The 19,388-nt window shown below is 26.4% G+C and carries 12 protein-coding genes and 2 pseudogenes; 1 reads left to right on the top strand and 13 read right to left on the bottom strand.

What is annotated here, in order from left to right:
* Positions 1-91: 91 nt before the first annotated feature.
* The 13 genes and pseudogenes from SLY_RS02775 to SLY_RS05275 all read right to left on the bottom strand — a co-directional run.
* Entirely contained in the window at positions 92-538 is a 447-nt protein-coding gene (locus SLY_RS02775; protein ID WP_015638088.1) for an Antigenic membrane protein precursor, read from the bottom strand.
* 319 nt (positions 539-857) lie between these two features.
* The gene (gene groL, locus SLY_RS02770) at positions 858-2,468 is read right to left on the bottom strand and encodes a chaperonin GroEL (protein ID WP_012359207.1); all 1,611 of its coding nucleotides are present in this window, start codon (positions 2,466-2,468) and stop codon (positions 858-860) included.
* A 25-nt stretch (positions 2,469-2,493) separates the two neighbouring features.
* Positions 2,494-2,760 carry a molecular chaperone GroES gene (locus SLY_RS02765; protein WP_041784349.1) on the bottom strand — a complete coding sequence of 89 codons (267 nt, stop codon included), beginning with the start codon at positions 2,758-2,760 and terminating at the stop codon, positions 2,494-2,496.
* 846 nt (positions 2,761-3,606) lie between these two features.
* Entirely contained in the window at positions 3,607-4,428 is an 822-nt protein-coding gene (locus tag SLY_RS02760) for an ABC transporter permease (RefSeq protein ID WP_235043250.1), read from the bottom strand.
* A gap of 71 nt (positions 4,429-4,499) precedes the next feature.
* Positions 4,500-5,432, bottom strand: a complete 933-nt coding sequence (locus SLY_RS02755; RefSeq protein WP_012359203.1) for an ABC transporter permease — start codon at positions 5,430-5,432, stop codon at positions 4,500-4,502.
* A gap of 212 nt (positions 5,433-5,644) precedes the next feature.
* Positions 5,645-7,321, bottom strand: a complete 1,677-nt coding sequence (locus SLY_RS02750) for an ABC transporter substrate-binding protein (RefSeq protein WP_015638083.1) — start codon at positions 7,319-7,321, stop codon at positions 5,645-5,647.
* 235 nt (positions 7,322-7,556) lie between these two features.
* Positions 7,557-9,116, bottom strand: coding sequence for an ABC transporter substrate-binding protein (locus SLY_RS02745; protein WP_015638082.1), 1,560 nt, complete (start codon positions 9,114-9,116; stop codon positions 7,557-7,559).
* Positions 9,117-9,811: 695 nt separating this feature from the next.
* Positions 9,812-10,600, bottom strand: a complete 789-nt coding sequence (locus SLY_RS02740; RefSeq protein WP_015638080.1) for an ABC transporter ATP-binding protein — start codon at positions 10,598-10,600, stop codon at positions 9,812-9,814.
* A gap of 2 nt (positions 10,601-10,602) precedes the next feature.
* The gene (locus SLY_RS02735) at positions 10,603-11,580 is read right to left on the bottom strand and encodes an oligopeptide/dipeptide ABC transporter ATP-binding protein (protein WP_012359199.1); all 978 of its coding nucleotides are present in this window, start codon (positions 11,578-11,580) and stop codon (positions 10,603-10,605) included.
* Between the two features lie 687 nt (positions 11,581-12,267).
* Entirely contained in the window at positions 12,268-15,261 is a 2,994-nt protein-coding gene (locus SLY_RS02730) for a ligand-binding sensor domain-containing protein (protein WP_148284440.1), read from the bottom strand.
* An 807-nt stretch (positions 15,262-16,068) separates the two neighbouring features.
* Positions 16,069-16,374, bottom strand: coding sequence for an SVM family protein (locus SLY_RS02725; RefSeq protein ID WP_012359185.1), 306 nt, complete (start codon positions 16,372-16,374; stop codon positions 16,069-16,071).
* A 24-nt stretch (positions 16,375-16,398) separates the two neighbouring features.
* Positions 16,399-17,177 (bottom strand): annotated as a pseudogene (locus SLY_RS05905) (coiled-coil domain-containing protein).
* A gap of 614 nt (positions 17,178-17,791) precedes the next feature.
* Positions 17,792-17,956 (bottom strand): annotated as a pseudogene (locus SLY_RS05275) (single-stranded DNA-binding protein); the annotation flags it as partial.
* Positions 17,957-18,093: 137 nt separating this feature from the next.
* On the opposite strand from SLY_RS05275, the gene dnaB reads away from it, so the two are divergent.
* The gene (dnaB, locus tag SLY_RS02715; protein WP_015638073.1) at positions 18,094-19,380 is read left to right on the top strand and encodes a replicative DNA helicase; all 1,287 of its coding nucleotides are present in this window, start codon (positions 18,094-18,096) and stop codon (positions 19,378-19,380) included.
* Positions 19,381-19,388 lie beyond the last annotated feature (8 nt).

Genomic DNA, 19,388 nt, shown 5'->3' with positions numbered 1-19,388 from the left:
AAAAGAGAAAGTATAAAGATAAGAAAAAAGCTAGATTAAAAACCTAGCTTTTTCATAGAAAAACATATTAAAATTTTAATTATTGGCTATATTATGCTCGTCTTTTCTTTTGAACAAAGTAAAAAACCCCACCAGCTATTGCAGCAACAACAGCTACGTATAATAATATCATGTACCATGAAAACCAATTAAATGTTGGAGCTTTAATGTCTAATTCAACTGATCCAGCAACAACTGTATCGTTGTCTTTTGCTTTAACTGTTACTTTTGTTTTAGCGTCATTAAGTGTAACTGTAACGTGATCTTTTAAGTCAGCAACTTTAACAGTATCATCAACTTTGTTCCAAGCTGTAAGAACTTTTTCAACATTTGATGCATTCTCAGCAGTAATTGCAATTGCTTGGTTTGTTTTGAATGTGTTAAGTCCTTTTGCAGCAGCAAAAACATTAGATACAAACAATAAAGAAACAGCAGCTCCAATAGCAAATAAAGCAGCTAATTTAGAAACTAAGGTTTTTTGAATTTTTGTGTTATTCATCTTATTTTCCTTTCTTCTTCAAATTCGTTTTAGCATTTTTTAATAGATAACCAAAACCTAATACTATTTTAACATATAAAAATTAAAAAAGAACAAATATTTTAAAACTTAAATTAAATAATTTTAATTTTTTCAATTCTTTTAATGGATTATTTTATCACTTTTAATAAAATTGAATAGCAATATATAGAGGGATAGAAGTGATTATAAAAAGAACAAATAATAATTAAAAAATTTTAAAAAATGAGGAGGAATTAAACAATCAACAACTTTAAAAAGTAAAAACATTTAAAATATTTTTGTATTTTGTTAAATAAAATTATTCTTGCAATTCTTTTCCTAATTGATTAGCTGCATCGTCTTTAATTGTCACAACAGCTGCTTGAGTTGTAATCATTAAAGAAGAAATTGAGGCTGAATTAATAACTGCTTGGCGATTCACTTTAGTAGGGTCAATGATCCCTGCATCCAACAAGTCAACGTATTTACCGTTTTTGGCATCAAATCCAAAATTAGTTTTTTGGTTTAATTGTTGTCTTACAATGTGGTCACCATCAAACCCAGCATTTTCAGCAATTTGGTAAGTAGGAGTTAAAAGACTTTCAATAACTACGTTAATCCCTTTTTGAATTTCTTTATTTTCATCAAATAAAGTGTCTTTTAATTCTTGATAAACTTCAACTAATGCTTTACCGCCTCCGACTACAGTTCCTTCGGTCACAGCCGCTTTGGTTGCGTTAAGAGCGTCTTCTAAACGTAATTTTTTATCTTTCAATTCGGTATCGGTAGTTGCTCCTACTTTAATTAAAGCAATCCCACCAGTTAATTTCGCCAATCTTTCTTGTAAAGATTTAGTTTCATAATCAACTGTTGAATTTTTAATTTGAGTTTCTAATAATTGAATTCGTTGCTCTAAAGCTTTATTTGGAGTTGCACCCACTAAAGTAGTATTATCTTTTTTAATAATGACTTTATTAATGGTTCCTAGGTCAGCAGTTTTTACATCTGCTAGTTTCATGTTGAGATCTTTAGAAACAAAAGTTGCTTTAGTTAAAGCAGCAATATCTTGTAAGGTTTCTTTTTGGTTGTCGCCAAAACCAGGAGCATTAGTAACAACTACATTAAAAGTCCCTCTTAATTTATTAGCTACCAAAACCCCTAAAACTTCAGTTTCTACTGATTCTGCAATAATTAATAAAGCTTTGGATTCTTTAACTACGTTTTCTAAAATAGCCAAAATTTCTTGAATTGTACTAATTTTGTGATCAGTAACTAAAACTAAAGGTTGACTTAATTCTACTGCCATGCTTTCTCTGTCAGAAGCAAAATAAGGAGAGGCATAACCTTTATCATATTGCAAACCTTGAACAACTTCTAAATTTGTTTCAAATCCTTTAGATTCATCAACGTTAATAACGCCGTTTTTGCCTACTTTTTCCATTGCTTGAGCGATTATTTTTCCAATTTCTTGACTACCAGAAGAAATTGATGCGATGTTTTGGATATCGGTTTGAAGCGCTACTTTTTTGGATTTTTCTAAAAGTTTTTCAGAAACCACTTGAGCTGCTTTTTGAATTCCTTCTTTCACTAACATCGGATTTGCTCCTGAATCAATCGCTTTAAAACCACGATGAATCATGCTTTGAGCCAAAACAGTGGCAGTAGTTGTTCCATCACCTGCTAAATCATTAGTTTTTGCGGCAACTTCATAAACTAATTTAGCGCCCATATTTTGATAAGGGTTTTTTAATTCAATTTCTTTAGCAATCGAAACACCATCATTGACAATAACAGGAGATTCGTAAGATTTTTCTAAAACAACATTACGCCCTTTTGGTCCTAAAGTAACTTTGACAGTGTTTGCAATTGCATCTACACCTTGTAATAATGCTTTTCTTGCGTCTTTGCCATAAAGGATTTTTTTACTCATTTGATTTTACTCCTTAATTCCATTTTTACTTAATTTGAGCCAAAATATCTTTTACAGATACAATTAAATATTCTTCTTCTTGTAAATTAATTTTACTACCAGAATAGCTTTTATAAACTACTTCATCATCTTTTTTAAGGCCTTCGACTTTGGGGCCGACAGCAACAACTACACCTACAGAAGATTTTTCTTTTTCTGACAAAGCTAAAAGAATGCCGCTTTGTGTTTTGGTGTCTTCTATTTTTAATTTTAAAACAACGTTATCACACAAAGGGGTTATTGTTTTTTGCATTCGAGTTTCTCCTTTAAGATTTAAAATATCAAAATTAAAATAAACTTGGCACTTTAACATTTTAATTGCCAAAGCAATTTTATTATATCTAAAAATAAAACAATTGTCAAGCGAATACGGATGGTAAAAAATAAGGAATAGGTGAAAAAAACGTTCTTAAATATTGAAAGTTTTTGATTGATATGGTATATTCCCAAACTTATAAATTATTTTTTATTTTTAAAAAAATTATAAAAACTAACTATCAATTATGTCTTTTTTTCAAAATAATTTTGCAGTAAAATCATAAAAATTTATTAATTTCTTGATTGGGCAATAGTATAAAAAAATCATCAAAATTAATAAAATTGACAATATTTTGCTTATCTTTTCTAAAAATGTTTTGAAAAAGAGAGTTGTTAAAATGACTTCAAATGATAAAGTTAAAAATAATAATTATATAAATTTTTTTTGAAAAGATATGAAAATTATTTTTTTCTCGTTTTGGTAATTTTTTTCTAGTTTTTCTAATTTAGCTTTAATTGAAGCGTTAAAATTTTTAAGTCGGAGGTCAAAAGAAACGTTTTCAAAAACATTAAATGAGGAAATAAAGCACAATATGTATTATTTTATGTATAAAAATAGTCATAATTGTCATAAAAAAATTGAGTACAAAAAAAGACCGACTAAAAAATAAGTCAGTCCCAAATTTTTCTTAAAAATAAAAAAAGTTTTCTAAACTCAAAAATAACAAATAAAAAGTGTCCTAATTTTTTCAGCATCCCACATTTCCTTATTTTTGCATCTTTTCGAACTATAAAAAAAACTGTTTATCGGTCAACAATAAACAGTTATGTTTGTTTTCATTTAACTAATTTTCTTTTTAGGATTAAAAAAAGAAATAAACCCTTTAGCAATTAAATTAAAAGATAAACTAGTTAAAAGAATAATAATAAATGGTCCAAAAAATAAATGAGGATGATAGCGCATATCACCTTTTGCAGAATGTAGAATATTACCCCATTCTGGCAAAGTAGGATCGAGCCCCAATCCAATAAAACCTAAACTTGAAATAGTTAAAACAACAGTTGCCATAGAAATACTTATTCTAGTGATAATAATGGGATAAAGATGTGTCACAAGATGTTTAAAAATAATGTAAAAATGATTCGCACCCAAAGCTTTTGAAGCTTTGATAAAGTCTTTTTTACTTAATTTTAAAGTATTTGCTCTAATGATGCGGATAAAACCAGGAATATTTGAAATACTTAAAACAATAATCAAGGATAATTTACTTTTTTGTAAAAAAAACATAATAATGATAGCCAAAATTATATCTGGAAAAATAACTAAAATATCACAGATAAAATTAATGATACTATCAATAATTCCACGAAAATAACCAGAAATAATCCCTAAAAAACTACCAACTAAGCTACTTAAAAAAACAGCAATCAAACCAATAGTTAAAGAAATTTTTGCTCCTTCTAAAACTCGGCTAAACAAATCATAACCTGAAGAATCAGTTCCCATCCAATGTTTACAACTAAAACTTTGTAAACGTTTAAAAGGTGATTTATAAGGATTATGATAAAAAGGAGTTAAAGGCAACAAATAAATAGTTAAAAACAAAATAATTAAAAAAAGACTACCAAATAAAATATTTTTATTTTTAATTAAAATTTTCAATTTTTTTTTATAATTCGTTAATGTAAATTTAAATTTCATTATTCGTTTTTGTACTTTCTAACATAATTTTTTTATCCTTTTTTATTTATTTTCGGATCTAACCAAAGATAGATTAAATCTAAAAATAAATTCCAAATAGCAATAACCAAAGCTAATAAAATAATACAACATCTAATTACAGGATAATTTCTTTCTTCAAAAGCTTGCATCATAAGTTTTCCAGTGCCTTGAATATTGTATACATATTCAATAATAATGGAACCACCAATTAAAAAACTCATAATTAAACCAATGTGTGCCAAAATGGGAATCAAAGCGTTTTTTAAAGCATGTTTGAAAATGATTTTATTTTTGGATAGTCCTTTAGCATAAGCAACAGTAATATAAGGTTGTCGCAAACATTCTAACATTGTTGTTTGGGTGGTTTTAAAAACGGAAGCGGCTATAACTAAAGATAAAGTCAAAACAGGTAAAATCATGTGTAAGATACTATCGAATCCTGAAATAGGAAAAAGACCTGCTTTATGACCTAAAGTTATTTGCAATAAAAAACCAATAATGAAAGTAGGCGCTGAAATCAAAAGAATAGCGATGAATTCAAGAATTAAACTTTTTTTAGTTCCTTCCCAAAAAGCAGCCAATACTCCAAAAAGAATGCCTATCAAAGAACCCAAAAGACAACTAAAAAAAGCTAATTTAAAAGTATTTTTAAAATTCCTGAAAAAAACTTTTTTAACTTCTTCTTTGGTGCCAGTATAAGAACGACCAAAATCAAATTTAAAAAAAATATTTTTAAGATGTTTTGAAAATTGTTCTAATAAAGGCTTATCCAATCCTAATTCTTTTTCTGTAATACGTCTTTGTTCTGGAGTTGGCCCTTTTTGTCCATACATTGCTGTAATAGGGTCTCCAGGAATTAGATGTAAAACAAAAAAGCTAATAAATATAACTGTTATAAATAATATAACGGTATAAGAGAATTTTTTTAAAATATATTTAATCAAAAAAGTTACCTCACAAATTTGTCTTTATTTTATTTCATCTTTTCATATGAGATTTTGTTATTTTTTTATTTTGTAACCACGATATAATTTGGAACGGTGCGTGCAACCAATTTTTTTGGCATGTCTTTGAAACATGCCAAAATTGCAAAAGAAGTTGGCGTTAAAGTTAAAAACTACCTTAACAACCAACAAACATTTACACATAAAATTAACTATTGTTTTTTGATAATAGTAGTAAATTCAAAATTAGAAAAAGCATCTGTTTCAAATCCTTTTTCAATGTGTTTGGAAGTAAGACAATAAGAAGGACTTGTATATAAAGGAATTACATAAACTTGTTGATGGATATATTTGCTTACTTGTTGAATTAAAGAAATATATTCCCCTTTATTTAATTCTTTTTGAGCTAATTTCAATTTATCTTCAATTGATGTTTGATCGTTATTATCGATATGACAGAAATTACTCTCATTATTATTGGAGAAGAAATAATCAGTTAAAGCTTTGTGGCCGTATTCTAATTCATGATTTTCACCAAGAAAAATCATGTTATAATCAGTATCTTCTTTTATCATATTTTTCGTCAAAGAATTAAAATCTTCTTGATTTAAATTTACTTCAAAACCAACATTTCTTAATTGTTCTACCACTTTACCAGCGACATCCAAAGGGTTCCCTATGCTAATCCCTATTTTTAATTTTTTTTGGTTAGAACTTAGATTATTAACAATATTTTTAGCCTCTGAAAGATTTATATCATATTTTAAAGCAAGGTCGCTACCTATTAAAGAAGTAGGCAAAAAGCTATTTAATTTTTTCCCTGGTAACTCTAATTGATCTTTAATTGCTTGAGTATCAATTGTTTGACTAATTGCTTTTCTTGCTTCCAAAGAAGTCGTTTTTTTATTAATATAAATATACGAACAACCCACAGAATCGTTTTCAACTATTTTAATTTTATTGGAAAGATTTTGTTTAACGTCTTTGATTTTGGAATTAGGATAATTAAGGATAGCATCAATTTGGCCGTTTTCTAGTTCTTGCAAATTAGTGTCGTCGTTTTTAGAAATTTTTAAATTAATTTTTTGAGGGCTTGTCTTAATTCGTTCTTTATCATAATAAGAATCAAATAATTCAAATTTAAGTCTATCATCTTTATTATAATCAACTAATTTATAAGGACCTGTACCCACTTGTAAAGCTTTTTGAATAGCTTCATCTCCTTGGTTTTGCGCTTCTTGTATAGTTTGTTTGCTTAAAACTTTAAAAAAGCTGTAAAATTTAAAGTTACTCCAAAGACTAGCATCTTTGACAACAATTATAAATTTTTTAGCATCTATTTTTTCAACAGCTTCAATTTCTAAGAATTGAGCATGTTCGTTTGCTTTTCCTCTTTCAAAAGTAAATACAATATCATCAGTTGTTAAAAGCTTTCCATTATGAAATAAGATTTTATCTTTTAAAGTAAAAGTAAATCGTTTGCCCTCACTGTCTTTTTCATCAAGGGTTGCCAACATACTTTTTACTTCACCTTTTTTATTTTTATATAATAAAGTATCATGCATTAAAGAAAAGGCCCAATTTGCGTAAGCAGTCGAAGTATGTGAAGTATTACAAACATCAAACCCTTTGACATCGCTTGGCATTGTTATATTGACTGTATTTGGATCGAAAGCTTTTTTATTACCTTTCCTCACTATTATGGCAGTTATAGTGATAACAAAAATAATCAAAAATAATAATGATGTATAAATAATTGCTTTTCTGTGTTTAGAACAAAAAGCCTTGAATTTAGCTAAATTCATTTTAATTTTCTTTCTTTCTTGGATTAAATCTTTAAATATAATTAATTTTTGAACTGTTGCCAAATTTATAGATTTTTTTATCAATTAAAATTTTTTTTAGTTTTAAAGAACGTGAGAATATTGACTTAAGCCCAAATCTTTAAAAATATTTTTTTTAAATCAAAAAAAGCCTTTCAAAAAAGCAACAGTTCATTTTATAAAAACGTTAAGACAAAAATTTCTTAATCTACCCCTTAAATATCCAACACTGATAAATGTAGAAGGTTGCGGTAAACAATTAAAAAAAGTTGTATCTTTTTTTGATTAATTAGTAATTTTTTTAGTTTTTTCTTGCTTGAGTTAAATTGGTGCGGTTAAATTTATCACAAGTCAATTGACTTACTTTTTCATTAGTTAAAAAATAAATTTTTTGTTGGTAAAAAGGAATTAAATATGTTTTTTCATGAAAAATTTGTTGTAGTCTTTGAACTTTGTTATCATATTTTTCTTTATTTTCTTCTGTTTGAACTTCTTTTAGGAGATTTTCTAATTCAGAGTCGCCTTGAATATGAGTATAGTCAGAATCTTGTCCGCCAGGAACTACAATATCAAACATTGATTTATGTCCGTAAGGCATTTCATGCATATCTGAAAGAAATGCCATATCATATTTACTTTCCTGAATCATCTTAAGAAAGCCAGTAAATTCAGGACTTTCAGTTGCAACTTCAAAACCGGCAGATGTTAGTTGTTCTACTATTTTTTTCATCACTTCCGGACTTTCTTTTTGAGAAAAACCTAAAAAAAGTCTTTTATCACTTAAACCACTTATTTTATTTTTGACGTCTTGGAAATTATTTTCTTGATAAACATATGAAAGTGAAGGATTATGGCCATGAGAGCCTTCAGGAACGTAGCTTTTTAACTCTTTTACTTCTAAATTAAGGTCTTGAATAATTTTTGGAATGTTAATAGTTCTTGCCACTAATTGACGTTTTTCTAGATCTAGTTTGGTACAATTCAAAAACAAATAGCTACATTTACAAGCTTCATTTGCAACTATTTTAATTCCTTTTTCTTGTTTAGCGTTTTCTAGTTTATTTACGTGGTAATCAAAAATAGCATCAAGACTGCCTTCTTTTAATTTGAGCAAAGCAGTATCGATATCCTTAATAATTTCAAAAACAATTTTTTTACAACTATCTTTGATAACTTCTTTATCATAATAAGCTTCATTAAGTTCTAACTCAATTTTTTCTTGAGGAACCCAATTAACTAATTTATAAGGACCTGCACCCACTCGTAAAGCTTTTTGAAGAGCTTCTTCTCCTTGGTTTTGCACTTCTTGTAAGGTTTCTTTACTTAAAATTCTTAACCTAGAAAGGGGTTCCCAAAAATAAACAGGTAAGCTTTTTAAGGTAATTCTTAATTTATAATTGTCTAAAACTTCTATTTTTTCAATGTTTTCATATTCATCATGTCCTTTTTGTTTTGCTCTTTCAAAAGAAAATTTAACATCTTCAGCGCCAAACTTTTTGCCATTGTGAAAAAAGACATCATCTCTTAAATTAAAATCAATTACTTTCTTGTTTGTTGCATCGTGTTTCCAATTTGTTGCCAATTGGGGATGCAAATTCGAGTTTTCATCAGAAATTAATAAAGTTTGGTGGATGGCATAAAACAATCTGTCGCCATTTGCAATTTGGGTGTGACTTTTATCCCCGACGTCAATTCCTGTAATATCATTTAATAAAGATATTTTCAAAACGTTTTTATTTGTAGAATCTTTTTGGGAATCATTGCGAGGCCAAAAATAAATTACCAATCCTACAAATAACAAAACAAATACCACCCCTAAAATTAATAATTGGTGGCTTTTTTTAATTTTTTTGAAATTCATTCAAAATCCTTTCTTTTTCTTTCTTTAGTTTTCAATAGCAACCTTTAAAAATATCACTATTAATTATATTTTACCATCAAAAAAAAAAAAAAACAAGTAAAACGCTATTAAAAAAATATTTTTGAGCGTTTTACTTGTTTTAAAATAAAAAAGATAAATCATTTAGACAATAAAAAATTTAAAGCTTCAGAAATTTAATTTTTTTTTAATTTATTTAAAAAAATATTTTAATTATTTGATAAAATTGTAAATTAGAATTTTTTTGAAAAAAATATAGCAATTTCAAAATGAAAAATATTAAAGATTTGTTTTTAAAAAATAGCTATTTGCTTAATTTCGCAATTGGAAAAATGCCTGAATTGAAAAACAATAAAACCACATTAAACCATAAAAAAATGAATTAACAAACCTGGATTATAAGGGTTTTTGGATAATTTACAATTTTTTTAGTTAGCTAATTAAATATTTGTCTTCATTGAAGAAAAATTAGATGAAAATAAAGTTTGGATAATTTATTAAAAAATTTTTATTTACATTAAACATAGAAAGAATAAAATAAAGAAGTTTATTTAATCCAAAATTATTTGATAAAATTGCAAATTAGAAATTTTTTGGAAAAAATATAGCAATTTCAAAATGAAAAATATTAAAGACTTGTTTTTATTTAGAATAACTTTAAAACATCAAAAAGTTAATTAAACTCCTGTTTTTAAAAAGTTAGCTAATAAACTTTGAGTATAAGGGTGTTTTGGGTAATTTAAAATTTGTTCAGTTGGTGCACTTTCTACTATTTGTCCTTGATGCATAACAATAACATCATCAGCTACTTGAGAAACTACTCCTAAATCATGAGTAATAAATAATACCGCGGTCTTTGCTTCTTTTTGTAAATCACTGATTAAGTTCAAAATTTCTTTTTGAACAATCACATCTAAAGCTGTAGTAGCTTCATCAGCGATTAAAAGCTTCGGATGACAAACTAAAGCCATTGCAATCATGACCCTTTGACACATTCCCCCTGATAATTGATGGGGATAAGAATTAAGAACCCTTGCAACATTAGGTATTTTTACTTTTTCTAAAATTCGATAACTTTGTTGATAAGCTTCTTGTTTGTCGATATTACGGTGCAACATTAAAACTTCTATAATTTGGTTTTTAATTTTAAAAACAGGATTTAGGCTAGTTGTTGGATCTTGAAAAATCATAGCTATTTCATTACCGCGGATTTTTTGCATTTCTTTTTCATTAAATTCTGAAATAATTTGTTGATTAAAAATAATTTTTCCTTGATATATTTTTTGGTTTTTTTCAAATAATTTTAAAATAGACATTGCTGTTTGGCTTTTGCCGCTACCAGATTCTCCGACTATGCCTAAGGTTTTTCCTTCTTTAACTTCAAAAGAAACTCCCTTAACTGCCTTAATTAATCCTTGTGAGGTTTCAAAATATGTATGTAAATCTTTTACTTCTAACAAATTCATCTTTAAGCCTTTCCTTTGGAATTATTTTTTAAACTGCAAGCAACAAAGTGATCGGGACCTACTTGATGCCAATCTAGATCTGATGCTCCTGTTGGATATAAAAATTGTAAATCAGAATTTTCATAAGTTATTTTATAATCTTTCAAAGCTTTTTGTTGGATATTCAACTTAGGAATGGCATTTAATAATTGTTTGGTGTAAGGGTGATAGGGGTTTTTAAAAATGTCTTCTGTTTTAGCTAATTCAATTACTTTTCCTAAGTGCATAACACAAACGCGATCACTTAAATAACGTGCCACCCCTAAATCATGGGTAATAAATAAAAAGGTTAATTGGAATTCTTTTTTTAAATCATTAATAAGTTTTAATATTTGAGCTTGAATGGAAACATCTAAAGCAGAAACTATTTCATCGCACACAACAAATTTAGGCTTGATAATTAAAGCACGAGCGATTGCAATTCTTTGTCTTTGTCCACCTGATAATTGATGAGGATAGCGGTTGTAAAGTGCTGTATCAACCCCACATTTTTGCATGATTTGTAAAATCATTTCTCGATACTTAGGATCTTTTTTATTTTTGACAATTTTGTGAATTAAAAGTCCTTCACCAATGATGTCAGATATTTTAAAAAGAGAATCAAGAGAAGAAAAAGGGTCTTGAAAAATAATTTGCAAATCTTTGCGTAAGCAACGTTTTTCTTTGTTGCTAATTTGAGTTAAATCCACATTAGTTGTATCGTTTTGATGATAAAAAACATGTCCCGAAGTGGGTTTTTGCAGTTGTAAAAGAACTTGTCCTAAGGTTGATTTCCCAGAACCTGAACCGCCAACAACTACTAAAGTTTCACCTTTAAAAATATTTAAACTAATGTTTTGGTTAGCTTTTAACACATCATTTTCTTTAAAATAATTTTTTTTAACAACGAAATGTTTGGATAAATTTTTAATTTCAATTAAAATACGATTTTGAATAACCATTAAGTGCTCCTTTTTATTCTTTCGTTGTTTTTTTTAAAACAACCTTGATTTTATTTTTTCGAAAAGTTGAAAATATTGTGATAATTGCAAATTTTTTTGAGATTAAAAACTTCACTGTTTCGTTTTTTAGATTTTTTAAAACTTTCTTGAAGATTTTTGAAAAATTTAAATTTCTTGAGATTCAAAAACTTTTAAATCTTTATTAAACTTCTTAAGTTTTTAGCGTTTTTGTAATTTCATTTATTTAATCATCTTTAGGGGGGGTGTCGTTCCGTTAGGTATTCGATTTTTTCCTAAATTAAGCAAATTACTTCACAACCTTTAAAAACTGGAAAACACTAAAACTAAAATCATCAAAAGATATTGGTTTATTTACACCAATAAATCATAAACAAACGCAATTTAGATAATTATGCCATTTTTTTCTGTTTGTTGTTTTTCGTGTATTTAACTAGTAAAAACAGTGTTTGTTTTTTTATTGTTTTTTTTGACTTGGAGTTTGTTGTAATATTTTTTTATGCTATATTTATTTTCATAATTTTTTAAATTTGTTTCTATAATAGTTTTTGTAAAAATGTTTTTAGACCAAATTGGAAAATTATTTTTTTTTAGTTTCAAAGATTTTTTAATTTTTTAAAAACAAAAAACAGGCCATAAGTTTTGGAACCCATCAACTTTAAAACATTTTTAAGAAATACTTTTTTCAAATTGAATTTTTTGCTTAATTTCTTTTTTTATTTTTTGATAACGACTGTTAATTTCTCGTGTCTTTTTGTATTTTTTCCACAATAGCGAGAACTTAGACCTTATTTTTTTAAATTTTTCTTTCCAAGAAGATGTTTTGATTCGCTGCCAACAAAATTGGTTAACTTTAAGTTTTTGATCTATTTTAACAATTTTTTTCTGGATTTCTCTTTTTTTTTGGTAAAATATTTTAAAAATATTTTTTTTATTCAAAGCAAAGTTTTTAAAAATAAGGTTATTTTTGTTCTTAATGTGTTTTTTTTTATTTTCCAAAAAGACTTGTTTTTTTTGATAAGGTTGAAAGAAATCTTTTTTTTCTAAAAAAAGCAATTGGTTTTTTAATTCTTTTTGTTGGTTTTGCCAAGAATCTTTTAAATTATTTAATACATCTTTGAGGTTTTCATTTAATAAGGTTATTTTTTGTTTGACTAATTGCGAACTTTGTTTTAATTCTTTTTGTTTTTGCAGTTGTTTTTTTCTTATTTCTTGGAATAATTCTTTTTCTTTTTGAAAAAAAATTTTTTCAACAAAAGGATCTAAAACTTCTAAGATATTATTGGTCAATTTATCTTGTTGCAATAAAATTGCTTTCGTTTCTTTGTTTTGTGCGAGTTTTTGTTTTTCTGAATCAACAAAAAGACTATTTCGTTTTATAAAACTTTTTTGATAACAATAATAAACCCAAATAACTTGTAATGATTTTTTGAAAGTTTTTTGCCAAATATGAAAAAAAGCAGCAGAAGATTTTTTTTTGACTATTGACAATGGATGTATTTGTTTTGTTTGTGGTTCAAAATTACAGCATTGCCAGAAAAAGAAAAGTTTTTGTTGTAATTCTTTGATTTCATGAATCTTTTTTTGATATTGTGGATTGTATTGACTTCTTTTTTGTTCATAATCTTTTTGCATTTTGATTGTTTTTTTCTTCAAATAATCACTTTGTTGACTTAATTTCTTTTTTTGAAAGTTAATTTGGTGGTAAATTTGTTCTAACGGAGTGGTTTTTTTGCGATCAGTCAAAATTTGAAAATTTTTGTCCAGTTTTTCACTGATAAAAGATAATTGTTTTTCAGAAAAAAGAATCATTTGTTCAATCATTTGTATTTTATCTTTAATTTGTTGCTCTTGAAACAAATATTTTTTTTCATGAAGTAAACAAAAATTCTTAAATTGATTTGCAGCAACTTTCATGAAATCTTTTTGAATTACTTTTTGAAAATAATTGAGAGTATTTTCTTCCAAAAGACACATTTTATTGTGAAATAATTTTTGAAAAGAAGTTATTTTTTGTTTTAAAGTTTTTAAAATAAGAATATTGTGATTATTTGTTTTTTGTGTTTGTTCTAAAGAGTTTGATAACGAACTTAAAAGTTGAGTTTTTTCAAAAAATTGTTTTTGCCAAAGTTGATTAATATCTGTTTTATGCAAGCTGATATCTTTTAAAAAAAAATTCTTCTTCTTTTCTTCTTGCAGTTGATGTAAATGCAAATTATCTTGTTGCAACAATTGATAATTATGTCTTTGATTTTCTAAAAAACTAATTTCTTTTTTTAACTCCACTATTTTGATGAAATCATAAAAAGAATTTCTTATTTTTTCTAATTTTAATTGTAAAATAATGCTTTTGTTTTTAAACCCAAAAACTGCTTTATTGTGAAAAAAATCAAAATAATAATTTTTTTGTAAAAGGTTTTTTTTCAGTTTCAAAGTTAAAATCGCTTTACGATAAGAAAAAAAAGTTTCTTGATAATCTTTTTCGTTTTCCCAAACTGCAATATCTCGCAAATGTAAATTACGAATAACTTGGATTTGTAATTTAACATCGTTTATTTTTTGAGCAAATAAATTTTTTGTTTTTTGCTCTTGCTCTTGATATTTTTGGATTACATTTTTACGATATTTTTGATAAATTTCATTTTGTTTTTCTTTTTCTAAGTTCAAGTAATTGATTGTTTTATGATGGTTCATGTTAATGAAATTATATTTTTTTTTCCACAAAGTTATTTCTTGGAGATAAGATAATTCATTTTTTAGTTTTTCTGCATAAAGGGCGTTTTTTCGTTTTTGAAAAGCAAAATTAAAAGGAACATTTAAAAAAGGAATCGATCTTTCAAGGCGAAAAAAACTTTCTTTTTGAGTTTGGTGTTTTATTTTGTTTTTTTCATAATTATCTTTAATCACATCAAAAAATTTATTATGATTATCTAATTTTATTTGGTATATATTATTGCTTTTGTTAATGTTTTTTTGATACAAATCCATTTTATAATGGTATATTTTTGCAAATTGGGATAAAATATTTATTTTTTCCGTTTCCAAATCTTTTAATTCCGAATCTAATTGTTGTTTTAAGTTTTTATTTTTTTGATTTAATTTAAAATCTGTGGTATAAAAATTTTTTTTTAACAACTCATTATCAACATTTTTTTTCTTTTCTGCTTGCTTTTTTTGTTGTTCTAAATGAATTAACAAATTATTAAGATGGTTGGTTGTATCATTTAAACGAGATAAAAAAAATATTTTTTTTTTCTGATTACGATTTTTTTTATATTCAATTTCTTTATGAAAGTTTTTTATTAAATAATGGGTTTGGTTTGTGTTTTTATTTTTTTGAAGAATCACTTCTTTATTGAAAAAATCTTGAATTTTGGCTTCTTTAAGGGATTTTTTTTCTAAAATAAGTCTTCGTTGTTCTAATAAATTTTGAATCTTCTTATTCAGAATGGTACACGTTTGAAAGTATTTTTCTTGAATCCCTCTTTTATTTAATTCATACTCATTTTTGAATATTGGTAGATTATTATTGGTCCATGAAGCAATCGGAACATTTTTGATGTCTATAATCATTTTTTCAAATTCTTCCAAAAAAAGAGCAAAAAAATCATTTTCTTCTTGCTTTTTTTTAAACAAGGAAATTAATTTATTATAAAAAAACATAAATTTTCCTCTAATCTTGGTAAGCTCCACAAAAATGGCACCATTTGAGAACAACATTTTTTTCCAAAAATTTTTATATAATAAATTTTAAAATTTAAAAAATATAAAATTTTAAGTTTCGATGATAAAAATATTAAAAGAATATAAAAAATACAACCAACTTTAACTAATTTATTTATTTTTTTCATTTTTTTATTTACTCCATAAAATATTAAAAATATTTATCTAAATATATTAATATTTTAACATATATAAATTCTCCAAACTAATCTTTTAACGATAGTTAAATGTAAAGGCGCGAGGAGAAAAAAATTAAAAAAGTTCCTAACATTTACTTTCCAGTAATAAAGTTGAACCACCCCCCCATGGAAACACTAGGTTTTTTTGGTTTTCTTCAAATTAATAAAAAAGAAAAAAAGTGTAAAAAAATAAAAAAACACCCCCCCTCAACCCCCTCAAATAGAGGGGGAATAAATTAGGTTTGAAAAAACGCTTTGTTTATTTTTAAGATAAAAATGATAAAAATTGAAAGTGAGTTTTTTTCCTAGTTTTTTTAGTGGTCACTTAGAGGCTAAATTGGATTTAAAAGGGTATAAATCAATTATAGGGTAATATAAAACTAATTGTAATTTAAATGATAATTATCAAATATGGAAGTTTGAATATATTATTATACAAATTTATGAATTGAATGTTTAAAAAAAATGATTAGAGATCATCATTATTTAAAGGATTTTAATTTGGCGTATTTTTTTAATTTTTTGTTGAATGCGATTGTAAATTTGGAGATTTTTGTTTGTTTTATTTTTAAAAATTTATATTAATTTCTATAAACATTAATTTTATAATTATTTTTTTGATAAATAATTCAAAAAAATAGTTTTTTTGTTTTTCCAAATTATCATTTTTTATTTTTTCATCTTCTTTACTATATTTTTGCATTTTTTCTAATTGTTGAAATTGTTCTTGACATTTATTAATATTCGTTTCTTTATTTGATTCACTATTTAATTTGTCCATTGCCATAACTTGATTATTATTTATCACAAATAATAATCCTAAACAACTAATTAAAAAGAATGGTAAAAGATGTAATTTATTTTTTACTAACATTATATATTACTCCTTATTTGTTATTTATCCCTCATTTGGGGTAATTTCATAAAGATTGTGGAGAGAGTTTAAGATTTGATTTCTATATTCTTTTTCTTGTCTTTCATAGCTTTTTACGAAATCTTTTTTTAACATTTCAGCACGAGATAACATATCTTGATACATTTTTTGTTTTGATTCTAATTTGCCGATTTGAACCTCGACTTCACTGATTTCTTCAATTATTTTTTGTTTTTCATCTTGAAATTTTTTGATTTTATTTTCGTTACCTTTTCTATCTTTTTTTAATCTATCAAGTTCTTGTTCTTTCGCGTCTCGTTGTTGTTCTAGTTTTTGTTGTTGTGGTTTTAAAGATTCTATTTGAGGTTGAATTGAATCCAGCTGTGTTTTGTATTCATCACAGACTTTTTGTTTTCCATCTATATCTGTTTGTGATTCTTTTAAATAACCTAAACTCAATCTCCAACTATTTTTTAGTTTATTGATTTCTTCTTGTTCTCTCTCTGATAAATTATCAGGTAATTTAGAAGTGTCAGTAGGTTCGGCGAAAAGATAAGTTCTAATTTGATCTAAACGAGAAACAGTGGTTTTAATTTTCGGTTGGGGTGTTTCTTCTGTATAACGTTTAGTTTCGAGGTCTGTTTTAGGTTCAACTGGTTTTGTTTTTGAATGAGATGAGGAGGTTTGGGGGGGGTATTTTTATTGTGGCGGTTTTGGTTAATTCCTATGATAATTGCGCTGCCGATTAAAGAAATGATAATAATAGTTACTAAATGTTTTTTGAAAAAGTTTTGTTGTTTCATAATTTATTTACCTTTCTTGATAATGGTGATAATTAATCATATCACTTATCACCATTATACAATTTTATTAATAAAATAATTAGCTAAAATAATTATTTATTTGGAATCATAACCATTTCAGGGATTTTACCAACTCGTCTAGCTTTTAGGCGTTCTTGAGCGCGCGCATAACTTGGATTTTTTTGTTTTAGTTCTTCTTTTGCAGTGTTTAATTCTACTTCTTTGTTACTTAAAACGTATTCTAATTCATTTTGTTTGTTAAATAAGGGGGTAATTTTTGAAACTTCTTTGTGTTTTTCTTCTAATTCATCAATGGTTTTTGCATATTCATCAATCCAAGAATTAAAATCGTCTTTTATATCTTTATTTAATTTTTCAGACTTTCTGCTTTCTTCCTTTAAATTATCTTCATTTTGACGGAGTTTATAATCACCTAATTTTTTTTCGTAATCTTTGTAGTCAGCGTCTATTTTTTCTAAATCGCGGTCGATGTGAGGTGTTCGTTAAAGAGAAAGGCCCGCTAGCACGGACCTTGTGAAATTTTGATATTTTATTATTTTCTTTTTTTGAAGTTATTAAAAGACATAAGTTAAAAAAGGATTATTAATGATTTATTAGTTTTTAGGGTCTAAGAAAATGATGTGTTTAACAACAACTCTTATGTATGTTTTGGTCTCTTTGTTATTGTTGGTGTACTTTTGAACGTCGATTGGCCCTTCGGCGTATATCCTAGAACCTTTGCGTGTGTATTGGGCTAGGTTGTCGGCTTGCGTTCGGAAAGCGACGCAGGGTACGCATTAGACTGCCCCAAAAAAGTGGTACTGGTTGAGAACAACAAATTTATCCAAATTGTTTATTAATTAAAAATAAACAGTTTGGATTTTTTTTGTATCCAAACTGAGGAAAAGGAGAAAAAATGATTGAAGCCGAACGCGCATTATTAGGAGCACTATTGTTAAATCCAGAAAAAATGGATGCTGTTATAAATTTAGTTAACACAAACAATTTTTCCAACCCCAATCATCGTTGTATCTTTGAGACAATGAAGCAATTGAAACTGCAAAATCGCGAAATTGATTATGTTACTGTTGGTTCTGTTTTACAAACTAACAGTTTATACAAAATAGGAGGAATTGATTATTTAATTGAATTAGCGGAGATGGCCCCTTCAAGTGAATATTTAGAAACATATATTGATTTAATCAAAGAAAATTCCCTTAAAAGAGATTTGTTAGGATTAATCAAGCAATTACCTATTGAATTATCAAAAACTAAAAATATTCATAATTATCTGCAAACAGTCAAAAACCAAGTAGAAAGTTTTATGCAAAAAACTAAATCTCCTTTTATTTCTACAAAAACATTAATTCCTTATATTCGCCAAAGTATTGTTAATGATGACAACCCCAACCAACTTGTAGGAATAAAAACAGGCTTTAAAAATCTAGATGAATTAATTTCTGGTTTCAAACCAAACCAATTAATTATCTTAGGAGCAAGAACTGGGATGGGAAAAACTGCTTTTATGTTAAATTTGGCTTGTAATATTGCAAAAAACTTTACTACCAACCCCGAAAACCAAAAAGCAGTTATTTTTAGTTTAGAAATGGCAGCGGAAGAATTAGGAATTAGGTTACTTTCTTCTGCTTCTCAAATCCCTTTAAAACAACTCCAACAGAAAAACTTAACTAAAAATGAAAAATTACAGTTACTTATCGCTGAGGATGAAATAACGCAATTAAACATTTTAATTGATGATGATAGAAATAACAAAATTGAAGACATTGAAACCAAATGCCGTCAAATGAAATATACTAAAGGACTTGATATTGTTTTTATTGATTACCTCCATTTATTAAAAGACGACCAAAGTTTGAATATATATCAAGCAATATCTGTGATTTCACGCAAATTAAAAAAACTAGCAAGTGAACTTAATATTCCAATTGTAGCTTTGAGTCAATTTAACCGTGCAACCTATGTAAGAGAAGTCAAAAGCCCGCAATTAACAGATTTAAGAGATGCGGGATCAATTGAACAAGACGCTGATGTTGTGATGTTATTACATCGCGAAAGTTATTACCAAAAACCTGATAACAACCCACATACGAATTTAATTATTGCCAAAAACCGTAGCGGTCCCAAAGGCGAATGTAGTTTTAATTTTTATCAACAAATCCAAAGATTTGAAGCAAAAGAATAAGAATAAAA

The organism is Strawberry lethal yellows phytoplasma (CPA) str. NZSb11 (assembly GCF_000397185.1).
GTDB lineage: Bacteria > Bacillota_I > Bacilli_A > Acholeplasmatales > Acholeplasmataceae > Phytoplasma > Phytoplasma australiense.
This window is presented reverse-complemented; position numbering and strand designations above follow the sequence as displayed.

Coding starts and splice junctions, on each gene's coding strand:
- SLY_RS02775 (WP_015638088.1), bottom strand. CDS start 538: ATGAATAACACAAAAATTCAAAAAACCTTAGTTTCTAAATTAGCTGCT.
- groL (WP_012359207.1), bottom strand. CDS start 2,468: ATGAGTAAAAAAATCCTTTATGGCAAAGACGCAAGAAAAGCATTATTA.
- SLY_RS02765 (WP_041784349.1), bottom strand. CDS start 2,760: ATGCAAAAAACAATAACCCCTTTGTGTGATAACGTTGTTTTAAAATTA.
- SLY_RS02745 (WP_015638082.1), bottom strand. CDS start 9,116: ATGAATTTCAAAAAAATTAAAAAAAGCCACCAATTATTAATTTTAGGG.
- SLY_RS02740 (WP_015638080.1), bottom strand. CDS start 10,600: ATGAATTTGTTAGAAGTAAAAGATTTACATACATATTTTGAAACCTCA.
- SLY_RS02735 (WP_012359199.1), bottom strand. CDS start 11,580: ATGGTTATTCAAAATCGTATTTTAATTGAAATTAAAAATTTATCCAAA.
- SLY_RS02730 (WP_148284440.1), bottom strand. CDS start 15,261: ATGTTTTTTTATAATAAATTAATTTCCTTGTTTAAAAAAAAGCAAGAA.
- SLY_RS02725 (WP_012359185.1), bottom strand. CDS start 16,374: ATGTTAGTAAAAAATAAATTACATCTTTTACCATTCTTTTTAATTAGT.
- dnaB (WP_015638073.1), top strand. CDS start 18,094: ATGATTGAAGCCGAACGCGCATTATTAGGAGCACTATTGTTAAATCCA.